Origin of the sequence: Mesorhizobium sp. M0771 (assembly GCF_040320155.1) — a bacterium.
Classification (GTDB): domain Bacteria; phylum Pseudomonadota; class Alphaproteobacteria; order Rhizobiales; family Rhizobiaceae; genus Mesorhizobium.
Window position 1 is genome coordinate 457,151 of the sequence record NZ_JAMYPC010000001.1, and the last position, 26,832, is coordinate 483,982.

Here is a 26,832-nt window from a genome sequence, read left to right on the forward strand (position 1 = left end):
AGACAAGAGCTTAGTATTTCTTTCATGCATGTCGTATCGCAAGACCGGATCACTTTTGCTCGATATGCATAGGTCAGGAGCCGACTTCGTCCACGCCGTCAACGAGCTGCGGGCGCAGGTGCAGATAGCGCGTTGCCTTTCGCTTGGCGGCGATGTCGGCCCAGACGCGTTCGATCTGTGAGGCGGTCAATCCCGCCGCTTGCCCTACCACCTCGGCGGACACGCCGTTGTTGAGGCCGTAGAGACACAGATCCATCCGATCGTAAGGCAGGGAGAAGTAGAATTCTTCCTGCGTCTGCGCCAGCGAGTAGGTGTCGGTGGTCGGCGGCCGGTTGCGGACCTCTTCCGGAATGCCGAGATAGGCGGCTAGCGCATAGACCTGCGTCTTGTAGAGATGCGCGATCGGCTTGACGTCGGCGGCGCCGTCGCCGTTCTTGACGAAGAACCCCTGGTCGTATTCCAGCCGGTTAGGTGTGCCGAGCACGGCGAAGTTCAGCCGGTCGGCATGATAATATTCGAGCTGCTTGCGGGTGCGCTGCTTCATGTTGGTGGCGGCAACGATGCCGAGATAGACAGCCACCGGCATCCGCAATTTCGTCTGCTTGCCTTGCGGGTCCTGCACCACCAGCGACGAGATGTTGTAGCCCTCGCCTTCGAGCACGTTCGCGATCACGATCTTCGAGGCCCAGCCCTTGCCATAGTCCGGGACCAATTCGCGGATGAAGGCGTCGCGGCGTTCATAGCAGCCCATTGCCCGCAGGGTCGGCCCGATATCCTCCACAACGGCCTCGACGCCGAAAGTGTCGGCGACCAGATGGCCGAGCCGCAGGCTTTCGGGGTCGGAATCGCTTTCCGGCATGAGGACGCACAGCACATTCTGGTGGCCGACGGCCCGCGCGGCCAATGCAGCCGAAACGCTGGAATCTACACCGCCCGAAAGACCGAGCACGAGTCCGCGCTTGCGAATGCCGCGCAACTGCTCGCGCAGGGCCGCCACGATCCTGTCCGTTTCGGCGGCGGGATCGATGGCCAGGGCTTGCGTGAAGGCCGGCGCATCCTGGGTTGAGCCGATGTTCATTGCTCGGCCTCCATCATCTCAGCCGCGAGCCGGCGGCTGACCTTGCCCGACTCCGTCTTCGGTAATTCGCTCCGGAACTCTATGATTTTGGGGACCATGAAATCCTCCAGGTGGCGCGCGCAGTGACGAATGATGTCCTTTCCGCTAAGCGCCGGATCGGACCGCACGACGAGCGCGCCAATCGCATGCCCCAGCACCGGATCCGGCACGCCGACGACCACCGCTTCCGCGATACCTGGATGGGCGTGGAGCACGGCCTCCACTTCCTTGGGGGCGACCTTCTCGCCACGCGTCTTGATGATGTCGTCCTTACGCCCGACAAAATAGAGAAAGCCGTCCTCGTCGGTCTGGAACAGGTCGCCCGTATAGAGCACCTTTTCCCAAGGGTTAGGCCCCGGCCGGAGCGCTCGTTCCGTCGCGGCCTTGTTGCGCCAATAGCCCTGCATCACGTGCGGACCGCGGATGACTAGCTCACCTGCCACGCCCGCCGGCACGCGTTGTCCAAGGTCGTCGACGACAAAGGCTTCCGTGTTGGGGATGGCTATGCCGACCGACCCTGGCCGGCGGTCAAGTTCCTCGGGTGGCAAATAGGTGCAGCGCTTGCATTCGGTCAGCCCATACATCGAATAGATCCGGACGCCGGGCAGCAGCGAGCGCAGGCGTTCTATGTGGGCTGGCGGCAAGGCGGCCGCGGTGTTGGAAATATAGCGGAGGCTGGGCAGGAAACCCGGCGCCAGATCACGCATCTGCAGGATCATCGCCGCCATGGTAGGCACCAGCGGAAGGCCGGTGACGCCCTCTTTGCGGATGCGTTCGAAGATCTCGTGCGGGAAGGCGAAGGACTTCTCGAGCACCAGCGTGGCCCCGAGCCTGACTGCCATCAGCAACTGGTAGAGGCCATAGTCGAAGGCAAGCGGGAGGACGTTCAGGATGATGTCGTCCGGCGCGTTGCGCAGATAGGTGGCGATCGACCCCGCGGCGGCGTCGCAATTGCGATGCGTCATCATCACACCCTTGGGCCGGCCGGTCGAACCTGACGTGTAGATCAGCATCGCAAGGTCGACGTCGATGCCGCGATGGTTTACCTCCGCGCCATCGAACGTCAGGCAGTCAGTCAGGGACGCGGCCCCTGCCGGGCATTGCCCGTCGGCCCCAGGGGTGGAAGCCACGAAGATGCCGGGCTTGCCTTGCGATGCGCAGGCTTCGGTGACCACGGGCATCAGCTTCGCCTGCGTCAGGACCGCCCTGGCGTCGCAATCGGCGATGACGTAACCGAGCTTGTCGGCCTTTGTGGAGGGGTTGATCGGACTGAAGGTCGCACCTGCCTTGAGTGCGGCAAAGATCGATACGGCGGCCTCCCAGCAATTGTCCATGAAGATCAGAACGCGGTCGTCGCGCCTGATCCCATTCATGAAGAGAGCGGTGGCCAGCCGGCTCGAAAGGTCGTCGAGTTCTTCGTAGCTCAGCCTTTTGCCCTTGGTGACCAATGCCGTCTTGGCCGGGTGGGCAGCAGCCTTCGCCACCAGAAAATGCTCGATCCGCACGGGACGTTCCTCGCCGTTGGCGCTTACGCTGCCAGCGTTTGTGCTCTCGCCTCGATGAAGGACGAGATGCGGTCAAGCGAGTCCAGGTTGGCCGGAACGATGTCGGCATCCACCATCGCGATGCCGAAATTGTCCTCGATGAAGGCCACCAGCTCAAGTACCGCAGTCGAGTCGATAATGTCGTTCTCGATCAGCGAGGCTGAATCCGACAGTTTGTAGGAGGTGTCGCCGAACAGGAAGTTGTCGACGATAAAGCTTCTGACCCTGTCCTTGATTGCCGTCATCATGTCTTTCCTTTTCCTCGCCGTCTCAGGCCGCTCTTGCCGCGCCGGCCGCTTGGCCGGCGAAATTCTTCTGCCACAGCTGCGTCGACAGAATGCCGACGAAGGCGGCGTTGTCGCGAAATCCGGTCGCGGTCTCAATGCGGCATTTCTCGTGGAGCTTGGCCACCGCCTTGGCGTTGAACAGGCCGCCGGCGGTAATGCTCGCCTCGCCCAGGCAGTCACGAACATAGTCTAGTTCCTCCGCCCCGACGAAGGAGCGGGCCTCCGGGGCGCGGTAAGGTTGCTTGGTGCGTTTACCGATCGCCGCCGGAAGGTGGTGCCTGGCCACCTTGCGCAATATGTGCTTCTCCATCAAGCCTTTCAGTTTCATCTCCGGCGGAAGTCTTGCCGCGAACTCTACCACGCGATGATCCAGGAAAGGAAACCGCCCTTCGATGCCGTGCGCCATGGCCATCCGATCGCCTTGGCTGGAGAGGATGTAGCCGGGCAGGAGGAAGCGGGTTTCGAGATATTGCGCCTGATGCAGCGGATGCCATAGGGAAAACGCCTCGGGTAGGCGGCTGGTCAGCTCTTCAGCTGCGTCATAACCCTTCAACGTCGCGCGCAGGTCGCCGGAAAAGAAGATTTTCGCCGCCGCCGTGGTCTTGAAGCGTGGCCGATGCGAGAACAGCGGATCGTCGAGGGCAGCGTTTCTGGTGCCGAAGAAGGCAGCCAGATACTCCACCGATTGCTGTTGCAGGCCCGGCAGATACGGGTAAAGCCGGCGGAACAGCTGCGGCCTTATGCGCGATGTGGGCTGCCGCCCGCAGAACCGGCGGACACGCGCCTCCTTGAAGACGTCGTAACCGGCGAAGACCTCGTCGGCGCCTTCACCCGTCAGCACCACCTTCAGGCCGGCCTGGCGAACCAGGGCGGACAATTTGTAGAGTGGCGCTGGCGCCGTGCGGATGATCGGCCGCTCGGCAAAGCGGATGACGTCAGGAAAGACGCTGGCGATATCGCGGGCGCCGCATTCTATGGCGTGGTGGCGCGTGCCGAGCGCCGAGGCCATTTCGGTCTGAAAGGCGCTTTCGTCATGCTCGGCGCTGTCGAAGGTTACGGAAAATGTCTCCAGTCTCCGAGGAGTCATGCCGGCGGCAAGCGCCGAAACGAGCGACGAATCGAGCCCTCCGGAAAGATAGGAACCGACCGGCACGTCGGCCCGCATGCGAAGCCTCACCGCATCGGTCAGAAGGGCTTGCAATTCCTCTGCCGCGTGGTCCTCGTTCGTGATCTTCGACGGCTCATCACGATGCGGATAGTCCAGGTGCCAGTACCGTCTGACCGTGACCTGCCCCTGCGTCGCGATCATCACACTTGCCGGTTCCAACTCGTGGATATTGCGGAACGCCGTGCGCGGAGCGATCGGCGCCCACAGCGTAAAGATCTGATCCAGCGCAATCGGATCAATTTCAGCGGAGACGCCCGGGACCTTCAACAGAGCTTTGATCTCCGAGGCAAAGTAAAGCACCCCGTCCTTACTTGTGTAGAAGAGCGGCCGGACACCCATCCGGTCTCGTGCAAGCACCATTCGTCGCTGCCGATTGTCCCATATCGCCAAGGCGAAATCACCGTTCAGGAGAGACAAGCAGTGTTCGCCCATCTCCTCATAGAGCTGAAGGATGACCTCTGTGTCGCTCGACGTCCGAAAGTGTCGGCCCTTGGCGATCAGCCCTTCGCGCAGTTCTATGTAGTTGAAAATCTCGCCGTTGAACGCAATCGTCAAATTGCCGGCCTCGTCGGACATCGGTTGCTGGCCGTCTCCGATGCCGATCACCGACAGCCGCGCATGCCCGAGCCCGGCATCGGGTGCTACGAATTTCCCTTGCTCATCCGGCCCACGATGGGCAATTGCGGCTACCATGTGCGTGAGCAAAGCTTCCGCATCCCGGATTGACCCGAAATAACCCCCGAATCCACACATCCCTTGAACTCATATTGAACGCTAAGGTACGGAACATAACCTCGATAGTGGCATCTGAGGTTAATCCGATAATTTCACCGAGCATGTGGTTAACAAGAAGTTTGCCACGATGTGGTCTCCCGTGGCTAGGACACGATGGCTCTCCATCACCTCGCGTTGCGTGTGTGGAAAACAATTTTGAGGCCGAGCCCTTCCAGGGCGTGCGGCCGTAATAGCCGGAACGATAGCCCAGGCGCTCCAACGTGGCGAACCGCCCTGGATACAAACGGACCGCGCGCAACGTGCTGGCGATCTTGAGGCAAATTCAACCGCAGGCTGCCGGGCTGACTATTATTGCGGTAGGTTTTTCAACGGTTGCAATGGCTTAGCGTTTTCCGACACGCCCTAGGCGCGAACGGACCAGAGCGTTTCCAAAAAAGTGTGACACGGTTTTCTCTGCAGAAGCGCGCGGCGCTTCTCAAGCAATTTGCCTCGAAATCAAGAGATGACGGGGGTTTCAACGTGTCTGTGGAACGGTTGATCGCTCTAGGCCTTTTGTCCGGGTTGGCATGGCCGGACACGGGCGGCTAAGGCTGGAAATGTGATTGCACGTCTTCGCTGCCGGGGGGCTGGCCGGAGGACGAGGAGGATGGCGCTGAATTTCGAATATATTGCCGGCCATCCGGCGCTGCACCGTCATGTCGAGGCGCAGTCGAAGGCGTTGCTGCATATCTATGAAACGAGCCCACGCCTGGCCGCCGTGTTCGCCACGCAACAGCGCTGGTTGCTGGCTCACACTGGCCTAGCCCTGCATTTCGCCCGCGACCCGCGCGATCCCCGCACGGAACTGACACTGGCCCGCTTCATCGATGCCGTGCTTCACTATTCCGTCGCTAGCCGCAACACGGCCGAAGCCTTCATCAAGGAGATGCTGTACTATCACATCATCGAATACCTGCCGCACACCGGTGACGGACGAGCCCATCCCTTTCAGGTGACGGCAGCGACGCTGAAGGAATTCGACGGCTGGGTGGTTGCGCATCTGCGCACGCTCGACGGTCTCGACGGCGGCAACCGCCTCGCCGCGTTTCTCGAGCAGCACGGCATGATTTCCAGGCTGCAGCCGCTGGTGGCGGAAGGCCTGCTCTCCTCCAACCCTGTGCGTGAGCCCAAGCAGACGTTTTCGCTGTTCATCTGGCTCAACAATGGCGGCATCGTCATGGATTGGCTGATGTCCGGCATCGATCCCGACAATGCCGCCCTCGACCGGATCCCGACCAGCGTGGTTTCGATCGGCGAATTCGCCAGTTGGCTAAAACTCTCGCGCACCCATCTTGCGCGCAAATTGCGCGACGCCGAAAAGCTCGGCAGCGTCGGCTGGCTGGGCCGGCGCGGGCATTCCGTAATGTGGGTCTCGAACAGCTTCTACCAGGAATACATGACCGTGCAGGCCGCCAAACTTGCCGTCATCGATGCCGCGTTCGAAGCCTGCCGACCGGCGTCGCCGCACGCTGGCTGAACGTTCGGCGCAGACGCTGTTGCGCAGCCGATCGTGCCGACCGCGAGGACCCGTCCGGGCGCAGGGCCGAGGTGGCCTTTCCGCCGTCGGGATACGGACATCTGGACAGCGGGGGCGAAGCCTGAAAGCGGAACGATCCGCGCGAGCGGCAGCGATCCGCCCGACGGGTTCGGGTGGATCAACTGGTCAAAAGCCGGGCGCAGCATCTCAATCGATGTCGAATGACACGCCCTGCGCCAGCGGCAGCGCCTTGGAATAGTTCACCGTGTTGGTGGCGCGGCGCATATAGGCCTTCCAGGCATCGGAGCCGCTCTCGCGCCCGCCGCCGGTTTCCTTCTCGCCGCCGAAGGCGCCGCCGATCTCGGCGCCCGACGTGCCGATGTTGACGTTGGCGATGCCGCAATCCGAACCATCGACGCCGAGGAAGCGCTCGGATTCCTGCAGGTCGCGGGTGAAGATCGACGACGACAGTCCGGCGCCGACCGCATTGTGCTCGTCGAGCACGGCATCGAAATCGGAATATTTCATCACGTAGAGGATCGGCGCGAAGGTTTCTTCGGTGACGGGAGCCACCTGCTTCGGCATTTCGACCAGCGCCGGATGCACGTAATAAGCATCGGGATGGCCATTCTCGACCCGCGAACCGCCGGTCAGCTTGCCACCGTGAGCGGTGGCTTCCTTGAGCGCCTTCTGCATGGCGTCGAAGGCCGCCTTGTCGATCAGCGGCCCGACGAGCGAAGACGTCTCCAGCGGATTGCCCACCGAGACGCTCTCATAGGCCTTCTTCAGCCGCGGCAGCAGCGCGTCATAGACGCTGTCATGCACGAACAGGCGCCGCAGCGTCGTGCAGCGCTGGCCCGCGGTGCCCATGGCGCCAAAGGCGATGGCGCGCAGCGCCATGTCGAGATCGGCGGTCGGGCAGACGATGCCGGCATTGTTGCCGCCGAGCTCGAGCACGGCGCGCGCAAAGCGCTTGGCCAGCCGCGGGCCGACATCCCGGCCCATGCGGGTCGAGCCGGTGGCAGAAACCAGCGCCACCTTCGGGTGGTCGACCAGGATCTCGCCGACGGAGCGGTCGCCAATCAGCACCGGTGCCAGGCCCTGCGGCGCATCCGCGCCGAAGCGCTTGACCGCGCCGGCAAAAATCGCCTCGCAGGCGAGCGCCGTCAGCGGCGTCTTTTCCGAGGGCTTCCACACCACGGCATCCCCGCAGACCAGCGCCAGCGCCGCGTTCCACGACCACACCGCGACCGGGAAGTTGAAGGCCGAAATGACGCCGACGACGCCGAGCGGATGCCAGGTCTCCATCATGCGATGTCCCGGACGCTCGGTGGCGATGGTTAGACCGTAGAGCTGGCGGGAAAGGCCGACGGCGAAATCGCAGATGTCGATCATTTCCTGGACTTCGCCGAGGCCTTCCGACGGGATCTTGCCGACCTCGATCGACACCAGCCGGCCAAGCTCGGTTTTGTGCGCGCGCAACTCCTCGCCGAGCAGCCGCACCAGTTCGCCGCGCCGGGGACCCGGCACCATCCGCCAGGCCTGGAACGCCGTGTGCGCGGCATCGATGGTCTTGGCCGCATCGGCCGGCGAAATCGTCTTCAGCGCCGCGATCTGTTCACCCGTCACCGGGCTGCGCACGACGAGGTCGCCGCCGGTCAGCGCGTCCTTGGCCACACCCAGTTTCGCCAGAAGTTCGGCCGTTTCCTTCGCTATCGTCATTTTTATCCCTTTCAGATCCGCTCGCCATCATAGGGCGGCGGTCGAGCCTTGGCGCCATTATCGCCCGCATGCCGCGGGCGCTGTCATGGCGTGCCATTACTCGTTTCAGGGGAAAATCGCCACCCCGGCATGGTCCAAGCCGGGATTGCACGATTGAGCCAGAGGAGGAACAGGCTTAGTGCGCTGTCTTCGCCGGCGCCTTCACGGCTCCGTCCCGCATCAGCCGGTCGATATGCATGCGGATATGGGCGGCTTCCGCTGCCGTGTTGGCCAACGCAATGGCGCGATCGAAGGCGACACGCGCCTCTTCGCCACGGCCGAGCTGCATCAACAGACCGCCCTTGAGGCCGAAGAAGTGGAAATAGCCGGACAGCCTCTCGCCAAGCGGCTCGATCATGGCAAGGGCAGCTTCCGGCCCGCGCACCTTGGCGACCGCAACGGCACGGTTCAGCGTCACCACCGGCGAAGGTTGCATCGCCTCCAGCAGGCTGTAGAGCAGGTCGATCTCTGTCCAGTCGGTCTCCTCGGGGGTTGCCGCCCGCGCATGAAGGGCGGCGATCGCCGCCTGCACCTGGTAGGGTCCGGGCTTCTGGTGGCGCAGGGCCTTGTCGACCAGCGCCAGGCCTTCGTCGATCATCTTGCGGCTCCACAGCGAGCGGTCCTGGTCGTCGAGCAGCACGATCTCGCCATTCTCGTCGAAGCGGGCCGGCGCGCGCGCATGCTGCAGCAAAAGCAATGCCGTCAGGCCCATGATCTCCGGCTCGGTCTGGAACAGCCGCAGCAACAGGCGCGCCAGCCGGATCGCCTCCTCGCAAAGCGGCGCACGCGCCGGCGCCTCGCCGCTGTTGGTGGAATAACCTTCGTTGAAGATCAGATAGACCATGGCGGCAACGGCGGCGAGCCGCTCCGAGCGCTCGACCGCTCCGGGCGTCTCGAACGGCACGCCGGCATCGGCAATGCGCGCCTTGGCGCGCGTGATGCGCTGTTCCATGGCGCTTTCGCCGACCAGGAACGCACGCGCGATCTGCTTGACGGTGAGACCGGAGACGATGCGCAGCGCCACCGCGATCTGCTGCGTAGGCGGCAGATCCGGATGGCAGCAGATGAACAAGAGCCGCAATATGTCATCGCGGTAGTGCGCGCCGTCCAGCCGTTCGGCGATATCGCTCTCGGCATCTTCCAGGTCCGAGATCTGGTCCTCTTCCGGCATCGGCGCCTGCTTGGCGCGCTTGCGCACCGCGTCGATGCCGGTGTTGCGGCCGACAAAGATTAGCCAGGCCGCAGGATCGCGCGGCGGCCCGTTCTGCGGCCAGTTCTTGAGTGCCCTCAGGCACGCGTCCTGGAAAGCTTCCTCCGCCGTATCGAGATTGCGGAAATAGCGCAGCAGCGCACCCATAGCCTGCGGGCGGGCAGCGCTGATCGCCGAGCTTATCCAGGCGAGGTCTGTCATGTGGCTACTCTGGTTGGGTTGAAGACGGAAACCGGTCGGATCTCATAGGATCCGCCGCTGGGATTGACCTCGGAAAGCTCGCGCGCGAAGTCGACGGCCTCGTCGAGATCGGCGCATTCCAGCGTGTAGAAGCCGAGGAACTGTTCCTTGGTCTCGGCAAACGGGCCGTCGATGACGACCGATTCGCCCTTGACCTTGCGCAGCGTCGTCGCGGCGGTGGTGGGCAAAAGCCGCGCCACCGGCCCAAGCCGGCCGGCTTGAGCGTATTTTTCCTGCACATGCATGAGCTTTGCCATGACCTCGTCATCCTGTGCCTTGCTCCAGGAGGAGACGACATCTTCGGAGGCATAGCAGAGGATAGCGTAGAGCATGGGACGTCCTTTTCTGTCTCAAAGGACGAAACAGTAGGGCCTATGCCGACATGGCGTCGACAAAAAAGTTACGCCATTTTTGTCAGCCTTCGCTTGCCTTCAACCATCTCAGCACAAGAGCCTCTTCATCATCGAGACCGTCTATCGATCGCTTGCGCTTGTTGGCCTCGGTCATTTCGCTAAGCAGCCGCCCTTCCACCCAGGCTTCGAAAACCTGTGGATGGATGTAGCATTTGCGGCAGACGGCGCGTGTGTTGCCGAGCCGCTCGGCCACCTTGTCGATGACGGCGTTCATTACACGCTTGGTCTGCGCCTGGCTTTCGGGAAGCTCCGTCCGCGCAAACAGCGACGCGGCATGGATGGTGCCGCCCCAGGTGCGGAAATGCTTGGAGCTGAAATTGGCGCCGATCGCGTCGCGGATATAGCGGTTGACATCGTCGGAGCGCACTCCATGCCTCTCGCCATCCTCGTCGAGATATTGGAACAGTTGCTGCCCCGGAATATCCTGCGCGCCGCGCACGACCCGGGCGATGCGGCGGTCGACCAGCTTCAATTTCCATTCCTTGCCGGACTTGCCCTTGAAGGCAAAGCGCAGGCTCGATCCCTTGATGTCGACGTGGCGGTCGCGTAGCGTCGTCAGCCCAAAGCTCTTGTTGTCGCGGGCATAGGCGGCATTGCCGACCCGGATCATCGTGTTGTCGAGCAGCCAGACAATTGCCGCCACGACGCGCTCGGCCGGCAGGCCACGGCGGCGCAGATCGGCATCGATCCGGCGGCGCAGCTCCGGCAGGCTTTCGGCAAAGGCGACAAGGCTGGAGTATTTGGCGCCGTCGCGCTCGGCGGCCCACAGCGGATGGTAGCGGTACTGTTTGCGCCCGCGCTGGTCGCGGCCGGTCGCCTGGATGTGGCCGGCGGGATCGGGCGAGATCCACACATCCGTCCATGCCGGCGGAATGGCCAGCGCCTTGATGCGGGCAATGGCTGCCGCGCCGACGGCCTGTCCTTTCGCGCCCTTGTAGGAAAAGCCTTCGCCCGCCTTCAGGCGCCGGATCCCCGGCTCGCTGTCGCTGATATAGGTGAGCGAGGCCTGTTCGGCAGCGGTCTGCGCGCCGTTCTTCGGCGCTCCATCGTCCCCCCGTCCGGCAGCCGACCGGCCGGATGGCGTCCCAGATTTGTCAAGCATGCCCGCTCCACGAAATTTTTCTCGTAGATAAGCGCCAGGCCGACTGCTGGTTCCACCCCGTTGCTATGGAATGTGGTCGGGTCCACCAATGGTGGCACCAGCCGGCACGGCCATCCAGAGGCCGCCATCGTCGACGTGAGGCGGATGGTAGTCGCGCCCGGGCGGAATCTGTTCGAACACGGCCCCTGCCTCATCGGCAAGGTAGTCATAGCCCACATCCTGCAGGAGCCCCTTTGGATCCAGGTGGTGGTAGAGATTGCGGCGGGCGATCCGCCGCTTCGGCTCCATCATCTTTAAATGATAGAGGTTGAGCCCGCTGTTGCGGGCCTTGAAACCAAGATCGGGAGGATACCAGAGCCCGTGCAGGTCCTCTGGTCGGTACTTCGCCGGATCGTAGGCTCTGAACAGACGATACTGGAACTTTTCGGCCCACAGCCCGTCGACCCGGTACTCGGTCGGCGAATACAATTCGCGGAGCCGGAACCCCCAAGCCATGCGCCTGTAATCCCCCGTCAGCTGTCCGATCCGCTCCGCGGTACCGCGTTCCAGCCGCTCATCGGGATCAATAGCCAGGATCCAGTCGGCGGCAGCTTCATGCGCTGCGTCGAGTAAGATCCGCCGCCGCTGCGGCTCGCTGCTGAACACGCCGGCCGCCCCGCGATCGTCATAGGCAATCCAGCCGTCAACTACCGGATCGATATTGGTGATCAGATCGGCAACCAGATGCGCGTCATAACGATAGCTGAAAACTGCGACCGTTCTCTGCCGCGTCCAGAACAGTCGGCTCCGTCGCCAGCGTCGAGGCTTGATTTGGCTCGTTATCATTTTCTTGTTGCCGCTTTCACGCGATTTCGCACGCCAATATAGACACCCACGGATTTGACCAGCAGGGCAAGCCAGACAATTGGCATCGACATCATCGCGAAAGTTCGATCCCGATCGGAAAGCCCGATCTTCGCCAGCTTGCGGGCATTCCGCCGATCGCGAAACGTGTCGCGAAAACACCGAAACGGAGTGTTCAGGGCGGACGCTGCGAGGTAATCGCCGCGGCGACAGCCGCGCCTGTACTGATCGGCAAGCAATCTGGACAGCCGGGTTTCGTTGCGATGAACGGTTTGCACCTTAGACTCCCACACCGGCTGCAGTTCCTGCGGCAGCCGCCCCAGGAATTCGGTGTCTTCGGCAGCAGGCATGGTTTCATCGAACAAGCCAAATTCATCGAACAGCCGCCGATCGAACGACACGCCGTAACGCAGCGCACGATCCGACGGCAGACCGGGAAGCCGTCGCATGAACATGATCAGATGAGCCGCACAGGCGATCAGATTGCGCGGATGGCTATTCACCATCGCGCTCGCCACGGCGCGGTCGCCAGCCAGATGCCGCTGCATCCGTGCCTCGGCCCAGCCCGAACAGGCGAGGCAATCATCGGCAAGAAAGGCAACGAAAGGCGCTTTGGTGGCCGCAATGCCGAGATTGCGGGCTGCGCCGACAAACAGCCTTCGACCGACCTCGATCACTGGCACCTTGACCCCGGCGCCGGTCAGCAGCGCCAGGACCTCGCCTCCGCCCGAGTTGACCACCATGATCTCGAGCGGCGCATTCTGATCAAGCAGGGATGTCACCGCCTCGACGATTTGAGCCGGCGCGCGATAGCCGATGACAATGACGGCAAGCTGCGGCGGGGCTGATTCAGGCACGTTGCAACTGGACGCGCGGAGAGGAAAACCAGCGCCGCAGCGCCAGCTTCAGCTGGTAGCGCCTGCAACGCCAGGTGTTCGACCGCACCTTCGGCGCCGCCGCCGCGATCCTCAGGAACCGCGCCGCCGTCTCCAGATCGCCGCGCGCATAGTGAACCCTGGCGATCTTGAGGGCGACCAGCCCCTCCCTGGTTTTTAGCGACGATAGTGGGATGCCACAGTCAGTCAGCTCGCGCAGCGCCAGCCGCCAGTCGAGAAAGCGGCGCACCGGCCTGGTGATGAAGCGATCATCGGAACGCACTGCCGAAACGTGGTAGATCATGACGGGATGCACGATCAGGGCAAGCGACGCCCTGCCCATCAGCCTGGACCAGAACAGCGTGTCCTCGTCATAGGCAAGCCCGGTCGGGAAGCGCGTGTCGCCGACGACGCGCCGGGAAACCAGCGCACTGCCCACGGCGATCGAGCGAATGTGACCTTCCAGATAGGCCGAGGCATTGGCTATACCATCTTCTATGTAGCCGGCTGGAAGCTTGAGGTTCCGGTTCTCGCCATCGGTGCGCCGACGGTAGGCGCCGATCACCATGTCGGCGGCCGGCTGCGCCCCCGCCCGGACCAGCATCGACCGCAGCCCGCCCTCCAGATGCAAGTCGTCGGCGTCGATCAGGTAGATCCAGGAGCATTGCGCCTGCGCCAGCGCCACATTGCGGGAGCCGCCCGCGTCCCGGCAGTTGCTCATGAGCACGCGCAACGGCAACGAGAATTGCGTGGCGGCATTCAGCGCGGCTTCTGCCGTCCCGTCCGAGGAGGAATCATCGACCAGCAGCACCTCGCCGATAACCTCGGCTTCGGAACGAAGCGAGGCCAGCGTGGCCGCTATGGTTGCCGCCGCATTGTGCGCCGGGATGATGACACTGATTGCCGTCAATACCGAACTCCGCATCAGCATGCCTGCCGACCGATCCTCCCCGAAGGTTTCAACCGAGCATAACGGGCATCGCCGTTGTTGAGAAGCTGTGCTTCGAGGCTGTCAGGCCTTCTCAAGCGCGACCGGAATGACGTCGACGGCCTGGTCGCCGACCTGGCCGCCGGTGGTTTTCAGCACGCCGACGATCGGAGCCACGTCGGAATAGTCGCGGCCATAGCCAACGGTGATGTGGTCGTTGCTGGCCCGCATGCCATTGGTCGGGTCGAATTCCTGCCAGCCGGCATCGCGCCCACACCACACCTTGACCCAGGCATGCATGGCATCGGCGCCTTCGAGCCGCGGCTTCCCTTTCGGGGGAATGGTGCGCAGGAAGCCGCTGACATAACCCGCAGGAATACCTAGCCCGCGCAGGCCGGCGATCATGATGTGGGAGAAGTCCTGGCACACGCCCCGCTTCAAACGGAAGGCATCGCTGGCCCCGGTACGCACCGTGGTCGCTTCCCCGTCATAGGTGAAGTCGCGGTGGATGCGGTTGCACAGATCGATGGCCATGCCGACCGTCGAGCCGCCGGCGCTGTCGCGGGCATAGGCGGTGATCGCCGCATCGATGCCGGCATGATCGCTGGCGGCGAGAAAGTGATGCGGTGCATCCGGCGCCAGTGACCGTACGGCGCCGAGTTCTTCCCGCAGGCGCTGCAGATCGGGCGACACGTCGAGCCCAGGCTCCGGCCGTGACACCGACACGCGCGCGCTCATTCTGATGTCGAGCCCGTCATGGACGTCGCGAAAGGCGATCGCGGTGACATTGTTGCCGAAGAAATCGGCAAAATCCGTGCGCTCCGATGGGGTCGGCACAAACGAAAGCGAGGCCGCGATCACGCGCTGCACGCCGGCAATGGTCGGCGGCAATACACGCACCTGATGCCGGCTGCCACCGGCCGCGGCGTCATAATCGTAGCTGAGATGAAGCCTGATATCGTACAGCATGTTAACCGAAATACGCTTTAGCCAGGCTGCTATAGAGGTTGCCGATCTCAGTTGCGAGATCGTCCAGCACCTCCGCCGACATCTCCGATGGCTCCATGACGGCAATTGCCGTGTTGAGCTGCAGGATTTCCTTGGCCGCGACCGACATATGCCCCTCCGGCCCAACCGATGGCAACAGGCCGATCTCCGCCTTCAGCCGTTCGAGCTGGAACAGGATCGAGCGCGGGTTGAGTGGGTCGAGCGCCAAGAGGTCGATCACCGTGCGCCGTCCGGCCCGCACCGGATATTGCCGGCGGTGGGTCATGACGCTGTCGCCGATCTCCAGCATCATGTCGAGCGAGCCGTCCGGCGCACCGGACCTTGTCAGTCGGGCTAGCGTACGGGCGATCTGGATGCCGCGCTCGATCCGCCGGCCGATCTCGAGGAAACGCCAGCCGGTGAAACGGTACATATTCTCGTGCAACAGGCCGGAGAAACCGGCGAGCTTGCGCAGCATGACCGTCATCGCCCGTGTCGCGTCGTCACCCGGCGCCACCGTGGTGGCGAACTGATGAATGGTCTTCGACAGGTCCTTCAGCGCCAGCCAGCCATCGGGCGAAAAGCGGTCGCGGATCTGTCCGGCGCTGTAGACGGCGCTGTCCAGCGTGCCGATCAATCCGGGCGGAATGGCCGCTTCGAGATCGATGCCGAAGGGTTCGAGATAGTCCCTGATATCGGCGAGCAGCAGCATGTCAGGATCGGACGTCTCGGCCAGCCGCACATGATAGGCGCGCAGGATACGCACCGTATCTTCCGAACGCTCGATATAGCGGCCGAGCCAGGTCAGGTTTTCCGCCGCGCGGCTGGGCAGGCTGCCCGGCATGGTGCGGACGAAGCTGTCATGCTCCTGCGGCAGCAGCGTCTCGCGCTCGACCGACCGGTCGCTGACCACCCAGACGTCGGCCGCCTGGCCGCCGCGCTGCATGGCGATGGCCGTCGGGTCGAGCGAAAGGCCGACACGGGCGAAACCGCCGGGCATTACCGTCCAGCCATCGGGCGTGCGCGCGAGATAAACGCGCAGGCTTGCCGGCCGTGGCTCCAGCCAGCCGCCGACATAGACCGGCGTCGTCGACAGCGTCACCGCTTCCTGGCCGACGAAACCGCTGCCATCGCTCTCGATGCGCGCGATCAGCGCGATGCGTTCCTCCGGCGTCAGTGCCGAACCGAGCCTGGTCTGGCCGTCATCCTCAAAGGCCAGCCGCGTCGACAGCGCCGGACCGATCACCATGCGATCGATATTGGCAAGCACATGGGCCCGTTCGGTTGCTTGCCCGCACCACCAGGTCGCCACGCTTGGCAACAGAAGTTCTTCGCCGCGCAATGCGCGCGAAATCTTCGGCAGGAAAGCGAGCAGCGCCCGGGTTTCCATCAAGCCCGAACCCAGCGCATTGACCGTCGAAACCGTGCCGCGGCGGATCGCCTCGACCAGCCCCGGGGTGCCGATATGCGAGTCTGGCCGCAGTTCCAGCGGATCGGCGAAGGCGGCATCGAGCCGCCGCCACAGCACGCTGATCGGCATCAGCCCCGAAACCGTGCGCACCATCAGCTTGCCGCCGGCGACGGTCAGATCCTCGCCCTCGAGCAGCATGATGCCGAGATAGCGGGCGATATAGGCGTGCTCATAATAGGTCTCGTTGAGCGGCCCCGGCGTCAGAATGGCGACGCGGCCGTCATTCTCCTTCGCCATGCCGATCAGAGCATCGCGAAAGCGACGGAAGAAACCGGCCAGGCGATGCACATGCATCTCGCCATAGATGTCGGACAAAGCCCGCGTCGTGGCGACGCGGTTTTCCAGCGCAAAGCCGGCGCCCGACGGTGCCTGCGTGCGGTCGCCCAGCACCCACCAGCTTCCATCCGGTCCACGGCCGAGCTCGAAGGCGCAAAAATGCAGGAAATGACCGCTGGCCGGCATGGTGCCGACGACGGGGCGCAAATATTCGGGGCTCGCCGCAATCAGGCCTGCCGGCAGGATTCCCTTCTCGATCAGCCGGTTCGGCCCGTAAATATCAGCGACTATCTCCTCGAAAAGCTCGGCGCGCTGGACGAGACCGGCGCTGATCCCGGCCCATTCCTTGTCTTCGATCAGCAGCGGGATATGCGCCAGTGGCCATTCGCGCTCGTTGGCGCCGGCCTTGTCGTAGACGCGATAATAAACGCCGGCGTCGCGCAGATACTGGTCGGCGCGGGCAAAGCGCTGGCCCAGCTTTTCGGGACCCAGCTCCTCCAGCGCCTCGATGAAGGGCGCCCAGGCCGGACGCGGATGGCCCGAAGCATCGACCATCTCGTCGACGACGCCGTCAATCGGCTGGTAGTGCTCCAGCAGACTGTGCCTCAGCGGCTTGCCGCGGACCTTTTTCTGATTCCCCTTTGCCATCGCTGATCAGAGTCTTGCTGGCCGCCTGAGGTCAAGGGTCATGGGGAAGTCTTCAGAGGCTTCTTCATTGCGCAGCACATAGGCCGACGGCGTATGGCCGCGCGGCTCGAAGCGGGCGAGACGCCTCGCCTCGGCCTCATTGCCGTTGACCGGGAACGTGTCGTAGCTGCGCCCACCTGGATGCGCGACATGGTAGACGCAGCCGCCCACCGCCCGCCCCGTCCAACGGTCGTAAATGTCGAAGACCAAAGGCGTGTTGACCGGCAGCGCCGGATGCAGGCCCGACGAAGGCTGCCAGGCCTTGAAGCGCACACCGGCCACCGCGACCTCGCGATTGTCGGTGACCTTCATCGGCACGATTCGGCCATTGCAGACAATGGCATGACGTTCCGGGTTGAGGCCTTCGGTCCTGACCTGCAGCCGTTCGACCGAGGAATCGACGAAGCGCACGGTGCCGCCGATGGCCCCTTGCTCACCCATCACATGCCACGGCTCCAGCGCCTGCCGCAGTTCCAGCTTGATGCCGGCATGCTGGACTTCGCCGCAGAACGGAAAGCGGAACTCCAGCTGGGCATCGAACCATTCCGGCCGGAATTCGAAACCGTTGAGCTTGAGGTCGTCGAGCACGTCGAGGAAATCCGCCCAGACATAATGCGGCAGCATGAAACGGTCATGGAGCGAGGTGCCCCAGCGCACGAAGCGGCCATCAAGCGGGTTCTTCCACGCACGGGCGATGATGGCGCGCACCAGCAATTGCTGCGCCAGCGACATGCGCGCATTGGGCGGCATCTCGAAACCGCGGAACTCGACAAGCCCAAGCCGGCCGGTCGGGCCATCGGGCGAAAACAGCTTGTCGATGCAGATTTCCGAGCGGTGCGTATTGCCGGTGACGTCAGTCAACAGATTTCGGAACAGTCGGTCGACCAGCCAAGGCAGCGGTGCGTTGCCCTGGTCGGGATGCGGCACCTGCGCCATCGCGATCTCGAGTTCGTAAAGCGAGTCATGCCGCGCCTCGTCGAAGCGCGGCGCCTGGCTGGTCGGGCCGATGAACAGGCCGGAGAATAGATAGGACAGCGACGGGCGCCGCTGCCATTGTAGCACCAGGCTCTTCAACAGATCGGGCCGGCGCAGGAACGGGCTGTCATTGGGCGTTGCGCCGCCGACGACGACATGGTTGCCGCCGCCGGTACCGGTGTGGCGGCCATCGATCATGAACTTGTCGGCGCCAAGCCGTGTCTGCCGTGCTTCCTCGTAAATCGCCGTCGTCGTCGCCACGCAGTCCTGCCAGTTGGCAGCCGGATGGATGTTGATCTCGATGACGCCGGGATCGGGTGCCACCCTGATGACGTTGAGGCGCGGATCGTGCGGCGGTCCATAGCCTTCGATATGCACGGGAAGGCGGATCGCCTTGGCCGCGTTTTCTGCGGCTGCGACCAGTTCGAGATAATCTTCCAGCGCCTCGACCGGCGGCATGAACACGCAAAGCCGCCCGTCGCGCGGCTCGACCGAAAGTGCTGTACGCACAGCGCCGCCGATCTCGGTGATCTCCTGTTCGACCCTATCCTGCTGGCCGGTCGTCGCCGTGAAAGAAATCGCCTGCTGGCGTCGCGCCATCTCGTCGGCGCCTTCCAGCTCGGCCGGAGCCGGTTCTGGCAGTATGGCTTCCCGCGCCGGCAGCGGTCCACGCGGCAGCGACGGATCGACCGGCACGATATAGGGGAACTGCGCCGGCGGCACATAGGGCAGCGTGCCCAGCGGCAGGCGGTAACCGACAGGGGAATCGCCCGGCACCAGGAACAGCCGCCCGCGCCGCGTCTTCCACTTCTCCGAGCGCCAGCGCGGGTCCGAAGCCTGGCTGTTCCAGCGCTGCACCGGCAGCACGTAGCCGGACGGCCTGGTCAGCCCGCGCTCGAACACTTTCGCCATGCGGCTGCGCTCTTCCGGGTCTTCCAGCTTGGAGTTGGACGGATCGACATTGTCGGGCAGCTTGCCTTCCTTCAGCAGCCATTCGGCCGGGTCCTCATAGGCCTCGCTGACCATCGCCTTGTCGATGCCGAGTTCGCCGGCGATTGCCGTCAGCAAGCTTTCGGCTTGCTGCGGCCCGACCTCCGCATCGCTCTTTTCGTGTGCGATCAGCGACGGATCGCTCCACACCGGCTGGCCGTCGGTGCGCCAATACAGCGAGAAGGTCCAACGCGGCAGGCTCTCGCCCGGATACCATTTGCCCTGGCCGTAGTGGAGGAAGCCGCCCGGCGCGAAGCGTTCGCGCAATTTGCGGATCAGCGCATCGGCCTTTTCGCGCTTGGTCGGGCCGACGGCGGCGGTGTTCCACTCGGCGGACTCGAAATCGTCGATGGAGACAAAGGTCGGCTCGCCGCCCATGGTCAGCCTGACGTCGCCCGCTTGAAGTGCGGCGTCGACCTTGTTGCCCAGCGCATCCAGCGCCTGCCAGCTTTCGTCCGAGAATGGCTTGGTGATGCGCGGATGTTCGGCGATGCGGTCGACACGCATGTCGAAGCCGAATTCGACATTGGCGAAGCTCGCCATGCCGGAAATGGGTGCGGCGTTGCGGAAATGCGGCGTGGCCGCCAGCGGCACATGGCTTTCGCCGGTGAGCAGGCCGGACGTCGGATCGAAGCCGATCCAGCCGGCGCCCGGCAGATAGACCTCGCACCAGGCGTGCAGGTCGGTGAAGTCTACGGCGGTCCCGGCTGGGCCATCGAGCGCGACCAGATCGGGCTTCAGCTGGATCAGATAGCCGGAGACGAAACGAGCGGCGATGCCGAGATTCCTGAGGATTTGCACCAGCAGCCAGCTCGAATCCCGGCACGATCCCTTTTTCGCGGCCAGCGTTTCCTCCGGCGAGAACACGCCGGTTTCCATCCGCACGATATAGGCGATTTCGCGCTGCAGCCGCGCATTGAGGTCGACGACGAAGTTGACGGTGTTGGTGGCGCTACGGTCGATGTTTGCGAGGAAAGCAGACAGCAGCGGCCCCGCCGGCTCCGGCGTGCGGTAGATGGCGAGATCGTCCCTGATGTCTTCGGGGTACTCGAACGGGAAGGTCTCGGCCGATGGTTCGACGAAGAAATCGAACGGATTGTAGACCGTCATGTCGGCGACGAGGTCGACCTCGATCTTCAATTCCGTCACCGGTTCCGGGAAGACGAAGCGGGCGAGGAAATTGCCGTAGGGGTCCTGCTGCAGATTGACGAAGTGGTTCGCCGGCCCGACCTTCAGTGAATGGCTGAGCACCTTGGTGCGGGAATGCGGTGCCGGCTGCAGCCTGATGACCTGGGGCCCGAGAACCACCGGCCGGTCATATTTGTAATGGGTCAGGTGGTAGACGGCTGCCAGTATTGCCATGGGGCCCCGGAGATCGGCGTTTCTTCAGCCGAACCCTGACACATCTATTGGCCATTCTCCAAGCAGAGATGTTGCGCTGCACCTAAATTAAGCAGCCGAAGCCGGCTACGCTGTGTCGAGATTCAGGTCAGGCCGAGTCGAAAATGGCTGATACCGAGAACCGGAGCAGAGCGTACTTTTCGTACGCGAGCACCGGAAGCGCAGGCATCGGCCATTTGCAGGCCGGCCTCACCTGAACATCGGCCCAGCTTTAGAAAAACGCCTGTATCCCCGTCTGAGCCCTGCCAAGGATCAGCGCATGCACGTCATGCGTACCTTCATAGGTGTTGACCGTCTCCAGGTTCTGCGCGTGGCGCATAACGTGGTAGCCGATCTGGATGCCGTTGCCGCCATGCATGTCGCGGGCCTGGCGGGCGATGTCGAGCGCCTTGCCGCAATTGTTGCGCTTGACGATCGAGATCATTTCCGGGGCCATCTTGCCTTCATCCATCAGCCGCCCGACGCGCAGCGAGCCCTGCAAGCCGAGCGCAATCTCGGTCTGCATGTCGGCGAGCTTTTTCTGGAACAGCTGCGTGCCGGCGAGCGGCTTGCCGAACTGCTTGCGGTCGAGTCCATACTGCCGGGCCCGGTGCCAGCAATCCTCGGCCGCGCCCATCGCGCCCCAGGAAATGCCGTAGCGGGCGCGGTTGAGGCAGCCGAACGGGCCGGCGAGGCCCTTGGCGTTGGGCAGCAGCGCGTCTTCGCCAACCTCGACGCCTTCCATCACCACTTCGCCGGTGATCGACGCGCGAAGGCTGAGCTTGCCGCCGATCTTCGGCGCCGACAGCCCCTTCATGCCCTTTTCCAGCACAAAACCGCGGATTTCGTCCTTGCCGTTGTCGCCCTTCAGCTTCGCCCAGACGACGAACACATCGGCGATCGGCGCGTTGGAGATCCACATTTTCGAGCCGGAAATCCTGTAGCCGTTCGCGGTCTTCTCGGCCCGCGTCTTCATGCCGCCGGGATCGGAACCCGCATCCGGCTCGGTCAGGCCGAAGCAGCCGATCCATTCGCCCGAGGCCAGCTTCGGCAGGTATCTCTTGCGCTGTTCTTCCGAGCCATAGGCATGGATGGGGTACATCACCAGCGACGACTGCACGGACATCATCGAGCGGTAGCCGGAATCGACACGCTCAACTTCGCGCGCCACCAGCCCGTAGGTGACGTAATTGGCGCCGAGCCCGCCATATTCCTCGGGAATGGTGATGCCGAGCAGGCCGGCCTCGCCCATCTCACGAAAAATGCCGGCGTCGGTCTTTTCCTCGAGATAGGCCTCCTCGATGCGCGGCGCGAGCTTGTCGGCGGCAAAGGCGGCTGCACCGTCGCGCACCATGCGCTCATCCTCAGAAAGCTGGTTCTCGATCAGGAAAGGATCTTCCCAGACGAACGCGTTCTTGTCGGCGGCCATGGCTTCGCTCTCTCCCAAATCTTGAAGTGCTCGGGCTTATCCGCCTTCGCTTCGGAAAAATCAAACAAAATTGCATCACCGATCAATGAGGTTTAGTAATGGATAATGAACGTCCAACGCCGGCTTTTGCCCAGCACCAGCGCCCTTGCCGCCTTCGAGGCCGTGGCCCGCCTTGGCTCCTTCACCGCTGCCGCCCAGGAACTCGATTTGACCCAAGGGGCCGTCAGCCGCCAGATAGCCCTTCTGGAGGAACAGTTCGGCCGCCGGCTGTTCGAGCGCGACAGCCGCAATGTTCGGCTGTCCACGGCGGGCGAAATCTATGCCGAAGCCGTGCGGGCGGCACTCGGGCAATTGCGCGACGCCGCGCTCGGATTGATGAGCAATCGGCATAGCGGCATGCTGAACCTCGCCATCCTGCCGACCTTCGGCACGCGCTGGCTGATGCCGCTGATCCCGGATTTCGTCGCAGAAAACCCTGACATCACCATCAACTTTGTCACCCGCATAGGCCGCTTCGACTTCGCCCGCGAGCGGCTCGACGCCGCCATCCATCATGGCCAGCCGGACTGGCCGGACGCCGATTCCACATTGTTGATGCGCGAAACGGTGATGCCGGTGGTCTCGCCAGACTTCCTTGCCAGCCGCGACATCACTGCTGCGGCCGACATCAGCCGCCTGCCGCTGCTGCACATGGCGACGCGTCCCGGGGCCTGGGGCGAATGGTTCGAGGAACAGGGCTTGAGCGCACCGATCGGACCCGGCATGCAGTTCGAGCAATTCGGCACCGTTGCCCAAGCCTGCATGGCGGGGCTTGGCGTCGCGCTCCTGCCGCAAGTTCTTATCGCCGGCGAATTGCAGCGCGGTCAGCTCGTGCCGGCGCCGGGACAGCCGATGCAAAGCCGCAGCGCCTACTACCTCGTCGTCCCGAACGACAAGCGCGGCCACCCGCCCGTCGTCAGCTTTCGCGACTGGCTGCTGGGCCAGGTTGAGAAGGAACCGGCCGTTCTGGCCTGGTAGCTACTTCCGCTTCATCGGCTCGGTTTCCGGCTGGAAGCGCAGCGTTTTTGCGACTTGCGTTCGGCAACTTTCGCATCGAGCTTGCTTTTGATCCGGGCGAAAGCCTGGTCTCCATCGACCGAACTGCCACTCGCCATGCCCTCATCCCAAAGACGCCCCAACTCTTGGACACTCACTTTCTCGAAACTTGCCATATCGCGCGTATCTCCACACAAGGATGGTAGATAACGCTCTAGCGATTGCAAGGAACCATTCGAGGCTACTTCCGCTTCAAGGCATCGGCCAGTGCTGCGCCAAACGCGCCTTGCTGTGCCGGTCGTTCCGGCTGACGCCGCGGCATCGGCGAAGGTTGCGCCGGCTTGCCGCCGCCATTGTCGCGCGGCCCCTTCGGCGTCCCGCCCTCGCCGCCGTCCTTGCGCATGGACAGCGCGATGCGCTTGCGCTTGATGTCGACATCGACGACCCGCACCTTCACCACGTCGCCGGCCTTCACCACCTCATGCGCGTCCTTGATGAAACGATCGGCCAGTTGCGAGACATGCACCAGCCCGTCCTGGTGCACGCCGATATCGACGAAGGCGCCGAAGGCAGCGACATTGGTGACGGTGCCTTCCAGAAGCATGCCGGGCTTCAGATCCTTGATGTCGTCGATGCCATCGGCAAAGGTTGCGGTCTTGAAGCCGGGGCGCGGGTCGCGGCCGGGCTTTTCCAGCTCGGCAATGATGTCGCGCACCGTCGGCAGGCCGAACCGTTCGTCAACGAAGACGCGCGGATCGAGCGCCTTGAGCGCGGCACTGTCTCCCATCAGCGAGCGCACATCGCGACCGCAGGCAGCGACGATCTTCTTGGCCACGCCATAGGCTTCCGGATGGACCGACGAGGCGTCGAGCGGCTCGCTGCCATTGGCAATGCGCAGGAAGCCTGCGGACTGTTCGAACGCGCGCGGTCCGAGCCGCGCCACCTTGAGCAGCTCCTTGCGGCTGGCGAACGGCCCGGTCGCATCGCGATGCGCGACAATGGCGTCGGCAAGCGAAGCGCCCAGGCCTGACACGCGGGCCAAGAGCGGCGCCGAGGCGGTGTTGAGATCGACACCGACGGCATTGACCGCGTCCTCCACCACCGCTTCCAGCGAACGGCCGAGCCGGTACTGGTCGACATCGTGCTGGTATTGGCCGACGCCGATGGATTTCGGCTCGATCTTTACCAGTTCGGCGAGCGGGTCCTGCAGGCGCCTGGCGATCGACACCGCGCCGCGCAGCGACACGTCGAGCCCGGGAAACTCAGCCGCCGCTGTCGCCGAGGCCGAATAGACCGAGGCGCCGGCCTCGCTGACGATCACCTTGAGCGGCTTCGGCCCGCCATCCGAAGGCATGTCGGACAACATGTCTGCGACCAGCTTTTCAGTCTCGCGGCTGCCGGTGCCGTTGCCGATCGAGATCAGCTCGACCTTATGCTGGCGGATGAGTGCTGCGAGCTGGGCCTGTGTGCCGCGCACATCGTTCCGCGGCGGAAATGGATAGACGGTCGTCGTCGCCAGCACCTTGCCGGTGCCATCTACCACCGCGACCTTGACGCCGGTGCGGATGCCGGGATCGAGCCCCATGGTCGGCCGCGAGCCGGCGGGTGCTGCCAGAAGCAAATCCTTGAGGTTGCGTGCAAAGACATGGATCGCCTCTTCCTCCGCCCGCTCGCGCAGGTCGCGCATCAAATCGAGCGTCAGGTGCAGCGAAAGCTTGATCCGCCAGGTCCAGCCGGCGACTTCCATCAGCCAGCGGTCGCCCGGCAGGCTGCCGCCGATGGCGTAGGCATTGGCGATCATCCGCTCGACCGGCTTCACCGGCGAGGCATGGTCGGCATCGACCTCGATGTCGAGCGACAACACCTCTTCGTTGCGGCCGCGCAGCATGGCCAGCGCACGGTGGCTCGGAACATTTGCCCAACGCTCGACATGGTCGAAATAGTCGGAGAATTTCGCCCCGGCCTCCTGCTTGCCGTCGACGACACGGGCACGCATGAAAGCGCGCTCCTTCATGTAGGTTCGCAATTTGCCGACCAGATCGGCATTTTCCGCAAACTGTTCCGACAGGATGTCGCGTGCGCCTTCCAGTGCGGCCTTGGCGTCGGCCACATCCTCGGTCACATAAGCCAGCGCCGCCTCGGCGGGCACCAACGACCGGTTGGCCAAAATAGCCTCCGCCAATGGCCCCAGCCTGCGCTCCCGGGCGATCTCGGCCTTGGTGCGGCGCTTGGGCTTGTAGGGCAGGTAGATGTCTTCCAGTTCAGCCTTGGTGGCGGCAGCCACAATTTTGGCCTCAAGTTCGTCGGTCAGCTTGCCCTGCTCGCGAATCGAACCAAGGATCGTATCGCGCCGCGCATCGAGCTCGCGCAGATAGGCCAGCCGCTCGGCAAGGTCGCGCAATTGCGTGTCGTCGAGCCCGCCGGTGACCTCCTTGCGGTAGCGCGCCACGAACGGCACCGTCGCGCCCTCATCGAGCAGCCCTATAGCTGCTGATGCCTGCTCCGACCGCGCCCCGATCTCTGCCGCGATGATGGATGCGATGCGTTTGCTGTCTGCTGCCATGCTGGTCCCTGTCGCAAAGAGCGGCGACCATAGGCGCTGATGTCCGTCCCGCCAACCGCAGTGTTCTCAAGCGTCAAAGAGGTCCACAGGAAAGCGCCTTGCTTTGGCTCGTCCTCAGACCATCCCGCTCAGCGCCTCGAAAAAGGCAACGATCTCGCGTTCGAGCGGATAATCTTCAGGCACCGGCTGCGACCCCATTTTTGCAATCACCACTTCCATCTTCGGATCGACGTAGAGCCATTGGCCGTGGATGCCGATGCCGCAGAAAGCACCGTTTGCCGCACCCGTCTGGTACCATTTGTTGCGATAGCGGCCCTTCGGGAACAGATGCACCATCGTGCCGCGCTGCCAGGCCTCCGCGCTGCCGCCGGCAACGGTCGTATCGCGCACCCAGCCTTCCGGCACGATGCGCCGGCCATTGGCCGTGCCGCCCTGCCGCATCATCTCGCCGATACGCGCCAGGTCGCGCGGCGTCACCGAAATGCCGCCGGCGGTGCGCGCCGTACCTTCCATGTCGACGCCGATCGAAGCCTCGCTGACAGCACCCAGCGGCAGCCACAGTTTCTCGCGCATCAGGTCCGGGAAGCGCTGGCCGGAAGCCCGTTCGAGCAGGATGCCGAGCAGGTCGGAATTGGGCGAGCGGTAGCGGAAGGTTTTGCCGTGCGGTTCTTCGAGCCGCTGCAAGGTAAGGATGAATTCGCGCAGGCTTTCAATGCCGCCGCCCGGGTTCCACAGGGTGGCGCGACGGTAACGGGCAAAGGCGCTTTCGGGATCGAGATAGGCCTCCTCGAAGTCGAGGCTGACGCTCATGTCGAGCACATGCCGGCAGCTTGCATCGGCATAGGCCGAGCCGGCGGCTTCCGGAATGTACTGGGTGACCGGCACCTCCGGATCGAACACGCCCTCGCCTTCCAATATGCCGGCGATGATCGCGGTGACCGATTTGCTGATCGAAAAGATGATGTGACGGGCGCCGAAATCCATATTGGGCGCGAACCACTCGCCGATGACCTTGCCAGCCTTCATCACCGTCAGCGCGTCGCTGCTCGAACGTGTGAGGAATTCGGCCACCGTCTCCGGCGCGCCGGCGGCGGAGACGTTTTCGCCGAGCAGGCCGCTCAGGTCCCGCACCGGTGCCTCGACGCTTCCCAGCGTCGCCGCCACGGGGGCGGTCGGCACCAGCTCGCCAAGGTTCTGGAACGACCAGCGGTTGAACGGGCTTTCGCGCCAGTTGGAGAGCAGCACCTCATTGCGGGCAAAGCCGTAGCGGGTCTCGAACGCGGTCTTGCCAGTCATGAAC

Annotated in this window: 20 protein-coding genes; 2 read left to right on the forward strand and 18 right to left on the reverse strand. The window is 63.7% G+C overall.

The genetic code is table 11. From position 1 onward, the window contains the following. Positions 1-73 precede the first annotated feature (73 nt). From nadE to asnB, 4 genes are read right to left on the reverse strand one after another with little or no spacing between them, the layout of a single operon-like run. A complete protein-coding gene (nadE, locus tag NKI05_RS02235) occupies positions 74-1,078 on the reverse strand; it encodes an NAD(+) synthase (protein ID WP_023751291.1) in 1,005 nt (334 codons plus the stop codon). Beyond that, entirely contained in the window at positions 1,075-2,622 is a 1,548-nt protein-coding gene (locus NKI05_RS02240) for a class I adenylate-forming enzyme family protein (RefSeq protein ID WP_023814579.1), read from the reverse strand. The genes nadE and NKI05_RS02240 overlap by 4 nt, the downstream gene beginning before the upstream one ends. 23 nt (positions 2,623-2,645) lie before the next feature. Beyond that, a complete protein-coding gene (locus tag NKI05_RS02245; RefSeq protein ID WP_023671787.1) occupies positions 2,646-2,909 on the reverse strand; it encodes an acyl carrier protein in 264 nt (87 codons plus the stop codon). A 22-nt stretch (positions 2,910-2,931) separates the two neighbouring features. Beyond that, positions 2,932-4,869: an asparagine synthase (glutamine-hydrolyzing) gene (gene asnB / locus NKI05_RS02250; protein WP_352792163.1), complete on the reverse strand. Its 1,938-nt coding sequence runs from the start codon at positions 4,867-4,869 to the stop codon at positions 2,932-2,934. A gap of 628 nt (positions 4,870-5,497) precedes the next feature. Between asnB and NKI05_RS02255 the strand changes: the two genes are divergently transcribed. Then, positions 5,498-6,367, forward strand: coding sequence for a hypothetical protein (locus NKI05_RS02255; RefSeq protein WP_023814580.1), 870 nt, complete (start codon positions 5,498-5,500; stop codon positions 6,365-6,367). A 207-nt stretch (positions 6,368-6,574) separates the two neighbouring features. On the opposite strand, the gene amaB is transcribed toward NKI05_RS02255, so the two are convergent. The 11 genes from amaB to NKI05_RS02310 form a co-directional block, all read right to left on the reverse strand. Beyond that, positions 6,575-8,089, reverse strand: coding sequence for an L-piperidine-6-carboxylate dehydrogenase (gene amaB / locus NKI05_RS02260; protein ID WP_023671784.1), 1,515 nt, complete (start codon positions 8,087-8,089; stop codon positions 6,575-6,577). Positions 8,090-8,264: 175 nt separating this feature from the next. Further along, positions 8,265-9,539: an RNA polymerase sigma factor gene (locus NKI05_RS02265; RefSeq protein WP_023707663.1), complete on the reverse strand. Its 1,275-nt coding sequence runs from the start codon at positions 9,537-9,539 to the stop codon at positions 8,265-8,267. Next, on the reverse strand, positions 9,536-9,910 hold the full coding sequence (locus tag NKI05_RS02270) for a YciI family protein (protein ID WP_023671781.1): 375 nt from the start codon (positions 9,908-9,910) through the stop codon (positions 9,536-9,538). The genes NKI05_RS02265 and NKI05_RS02270 overlap by 4 nt, the downstream gene beginning before the upstream one ends. Positions 9,911-9,992: 82 nt before the next feature. Further along, positions 9,993-11,093 (reverse strand): DNA topoisomerase IB, encoded by a 1,101-nt coding sequence (locus NKI05_RS02275; protein ID WP_023683452.1) that lies wholly within the window; start codon positions 11,091-11,093, stop codon positions 9,993-9,995. A gap of 63 nt (positions 11,094-11,156) precedes the next feature. Next, on the reverse strand, positions 11,157-11,918 hold the full coding sequence (locus tag NKI05_RS02280; protein WP_023814581.1) for a hypothetical protein: 762 nt from the start codon (positions 11,916-11,918) through the stop codon (positions 11,157-11,159). Then, positions 11,915-12,793: a glycosyltransferase family 2 protein gene (locus tag NKI05_RS02285; RefSeq protein ID WP_352792164.1), complete on the reverse strand. Its 879-nt coding sequence runs from the start codon at positions 12,791-12,793 to the stop codon at positions 11,915-11,917. The genes NKI05_RS02280 and NKI05_RS02285 overlap by 4 nt, the downstream gene beginning before the upstream one ends. Continuing rightward, positions 12,786-13,721: a glycosyltransferase family 2 protein gene (locus tag NKI05_RS02290; RefSeq protein WP_023725135.1), complete on the reverse strand. Its 936-nt coding sequence runs from the start codon at positions 13,719-13,721 to the stop codon at positions 12,786-12,788. The genes NKI05_RS02285 and NKI05_RS02290 overlap by 8 nt, the downstream gene beginning before the upstream one ends. A gap of 102 nt (positions 13,722-13,823) precedes the next feature. Next, on the reverse strand, positions 13,824-14,708 hold the full coding sequence (locus NKI05_RS02295; protein ID WP_023683456.1) for a transglutaminase family protein: 885 nt from the start codon (positions 14,706-14,708) through the stop codon (positions 13,824-13,826). 1 nt (position 14,709) lies between these two features. Then, a complete protein-coding gene (locus NKI05_RS02300; RefSeq protein ID WP_023696879.1) occupies positions 14,710-17,121 on the reverse strand; it encodes a circularly permuted type 2 ATP-grasp protein in 2,412 nt (803 codons plus the stop codon). Positions 17,122-17,127: 6 nt separating this feature from the next. Next, positions 17,128-20,487: a transglutaminase family protein gene (locus NKI05_RS02305; protein ID WP_023714000.1), complete on the reverse strand. Its 3,360-nt coding sequence runs from the start codon at positions 20,485-20,487 to the stop codon at positions 17,128-17,130. 250 nt (positions 20,488-20,737) lie between these two features. Continuing rightward, positions 20,738-21,934 (reverse strand): acyl-CoA dehydrogenase, encoded by a 1,197-nt coding sequence (locus NKI05_RS02310; RefSeq protein WP_352792165.1) that lies wholly within the window; start codon positions 21,932-21,934, stop codon positions 20,738-20,740. 105 nt (positions 21,935-22,039) lie between these two features. On the opposite strand from NKI05_RS02310, the gene NKI05_RS02315 reads away from it, so the two are divergent. After that, positions 22,040-22,951: a LysR family transcriptional regulator gene (locus NKI05_RS02315; RefSeq protein ID WP_023696882.1), complete on the forward strand. Its 912-nt coding sequence runs from the start codon at positions 22,040-22,042 to the stop codon at positions 22,949-22,951. Positions 22,952-22,962: 11 nt separating this feature from the next. On the opposite strand, the gene NKI05_RS02320 is transcribed toward NKI05_RS02315, so the two are convergent. The 3 genes from NKI05_RS02320 to NKI05_RS02330 all read right to left on the reverse strand — a co-directional run bounded on the left by NKI05_RS02320 (position 22,963) and on the right by NKI05_RS02330 (position 26,828). Beyond that, positions 22,963-23,145 carry a hypothetical protein gene (locus NKI05_RS02320; RefSeq protein ID WP_023671771.1) on the reverse strand — a complete coding sequence of 61 codons (183 nt, stop codon included), beginning with the start codon at positions 23,143-23,145 and terminating at the stop codon, positions 22,963-22,965. A gap of 65 nt (positions 23,146-23,210) precedes the next feature. Continuing rightward, entirely contained in the window at positions 23,211-25,532 is a 2,322-nt protein-coding gene (locus NKI05_RS02325) for a Tex family protein (protein WP_023814584.1), read from the reverse strand. Positions 25,533-25,646: 114 nt separating this feature from the next. Further along, on the reverse strand, positions 25,647-26,828 hold the full coding sequence (locus NKI05_RS02330; RefSeq protein ID WP_023814585.1) for a serine hydrolase domain-containing protein: 1,182 nt from the start codon (positions 26,826-26,828) through the stop codon (positions 25,647-25,649). Between the last annotated feature and the right edge of the window lie 4 nt (positions 26,829-26,832).

Excerpts from the sequence above, each read along its gene's own strand:
- nadE (WP_023751291.1), bottom strand. The coding sequence starts at position 1,078 with ATGAACATCGGCTCAACCCAGGATGCGCCGGCCTTCACGCAAGCCCTG.
- NKI05_RS02245 (WP_023671787.1), bottom strand. The coding sequence starts at position 2,909 with ATGATGACGGCAATCAAGGACAGGGTCAGAAGCTTTATCGTCGACAAC.
- asnB (WP_352792163.1), bottom strand. The coding sequence starts at position 4,869 with ATGTGTGGATTCGGGGGTTATTTCGGGTCAATCCGGGATGCGGAAGCT.
- NKI05_RS02255 (WP_023814580.1), top strand. The coding sequence starts at position 5,498 with ATGGCGCTGAATTTCGAATATATTGCCGGCCATCCGGCGCTGCACCGT.
- amaB (WP_023671784.1), bottom strand. The coding sequence starts at position 8,089 with ATGACGATAGCGAAGGAAACGGCCGAACTTCTGGCGAAACTGGGTGTG.
- NKI05_RS02265 (WP_023707663.1), bottom strand. The coding sequence starts at position 9,539 with ATGACAGACCTCGCCTGGATAAGCTCGGCGATCAGCGCTGCCCGCCCG.
- NKI05_RS02270 (WP_023671781.1), bottom strand. The coding sequence starts at position 9,910 with ATGCTCTACGCTATCCTCTGCTATGCCTCCGAAGATGTCGTCTCCTCC.
- NKI05_RS02275 (WP_023683452.1), bottom strand. The coding sequence starts at position 11,093 with ATGCTTGACAAATCTGGGACGCCATCCGGCCGGTCGGCTGCCGGACGG.
- NKI05_RS02280 (WP_023814581.1), bottom strand. The coding sequence starts at position 11,918 with ATGATAACGAGCCAAATCAAGCCTCGACGCTGGCGACGGAGCCGACTG.
- NKI05_RS02295 (WP_023683456.1), bottom strand. The coding sequence starts at position 14,708 with ATGCTGTACGATATCAGGCTTCATCTCAGCTACGATTATGACGCCGCG.
- NKI05_RS02300 (WP_023696879.1), bottom strand. The coding sequence starts at position 17,121 with ATGGCAAAGGGGAATCAGAAAAAGGTCCGCGGCAAGCCGCTGAGGCAC.
- NKI05_RS02305 (WP_023714000.1), bottom strand. The coding sequence starts at position 20,487 with ATGGCAATACTGGCAGCCGTCTACCACCTGACCCATTACAAATATGAC.
- NKI05_RS02310 (WP_352792165.1), bottom strand. The coding sequence starts at position 21,934 with ATGGCCGCCGACAAGAACGCGTTCGTCTGGGAAGATCCTTTCCTGATC.
- NKI05_RS02315 (WP_023696882.1), top strand. The coding sequence starts at position 22,040 with ATGAACGTCCAACGCCGGCTTTTGCCCAGCACCAGCGCCCTTGCCGCC.
- NKI05_RS02320 (WP_023671771.1), bottom strand. The coding sequence starts at position 23,145 with ATGGCAAGTTTCGAGAAAGTGAGTGTCCAAGAGTTGGGGCGTCTTTGG.
- NKI05_RS02325 (WP_023814584.1), bottom strand. The coding sequence starts at position 25,532 with ATGGCAGCAGACAGCAAACGCATCGCATCCATCATCGCGGCAGAGATC.
- NKI05_RS02330 (WP_023814585.1), bottom strand. The coding sequence starts at position 26,828 with ATGACTGGCAAGACCGCGTTCGAGACCCGCTACGGCTTTGCCCGCAAT.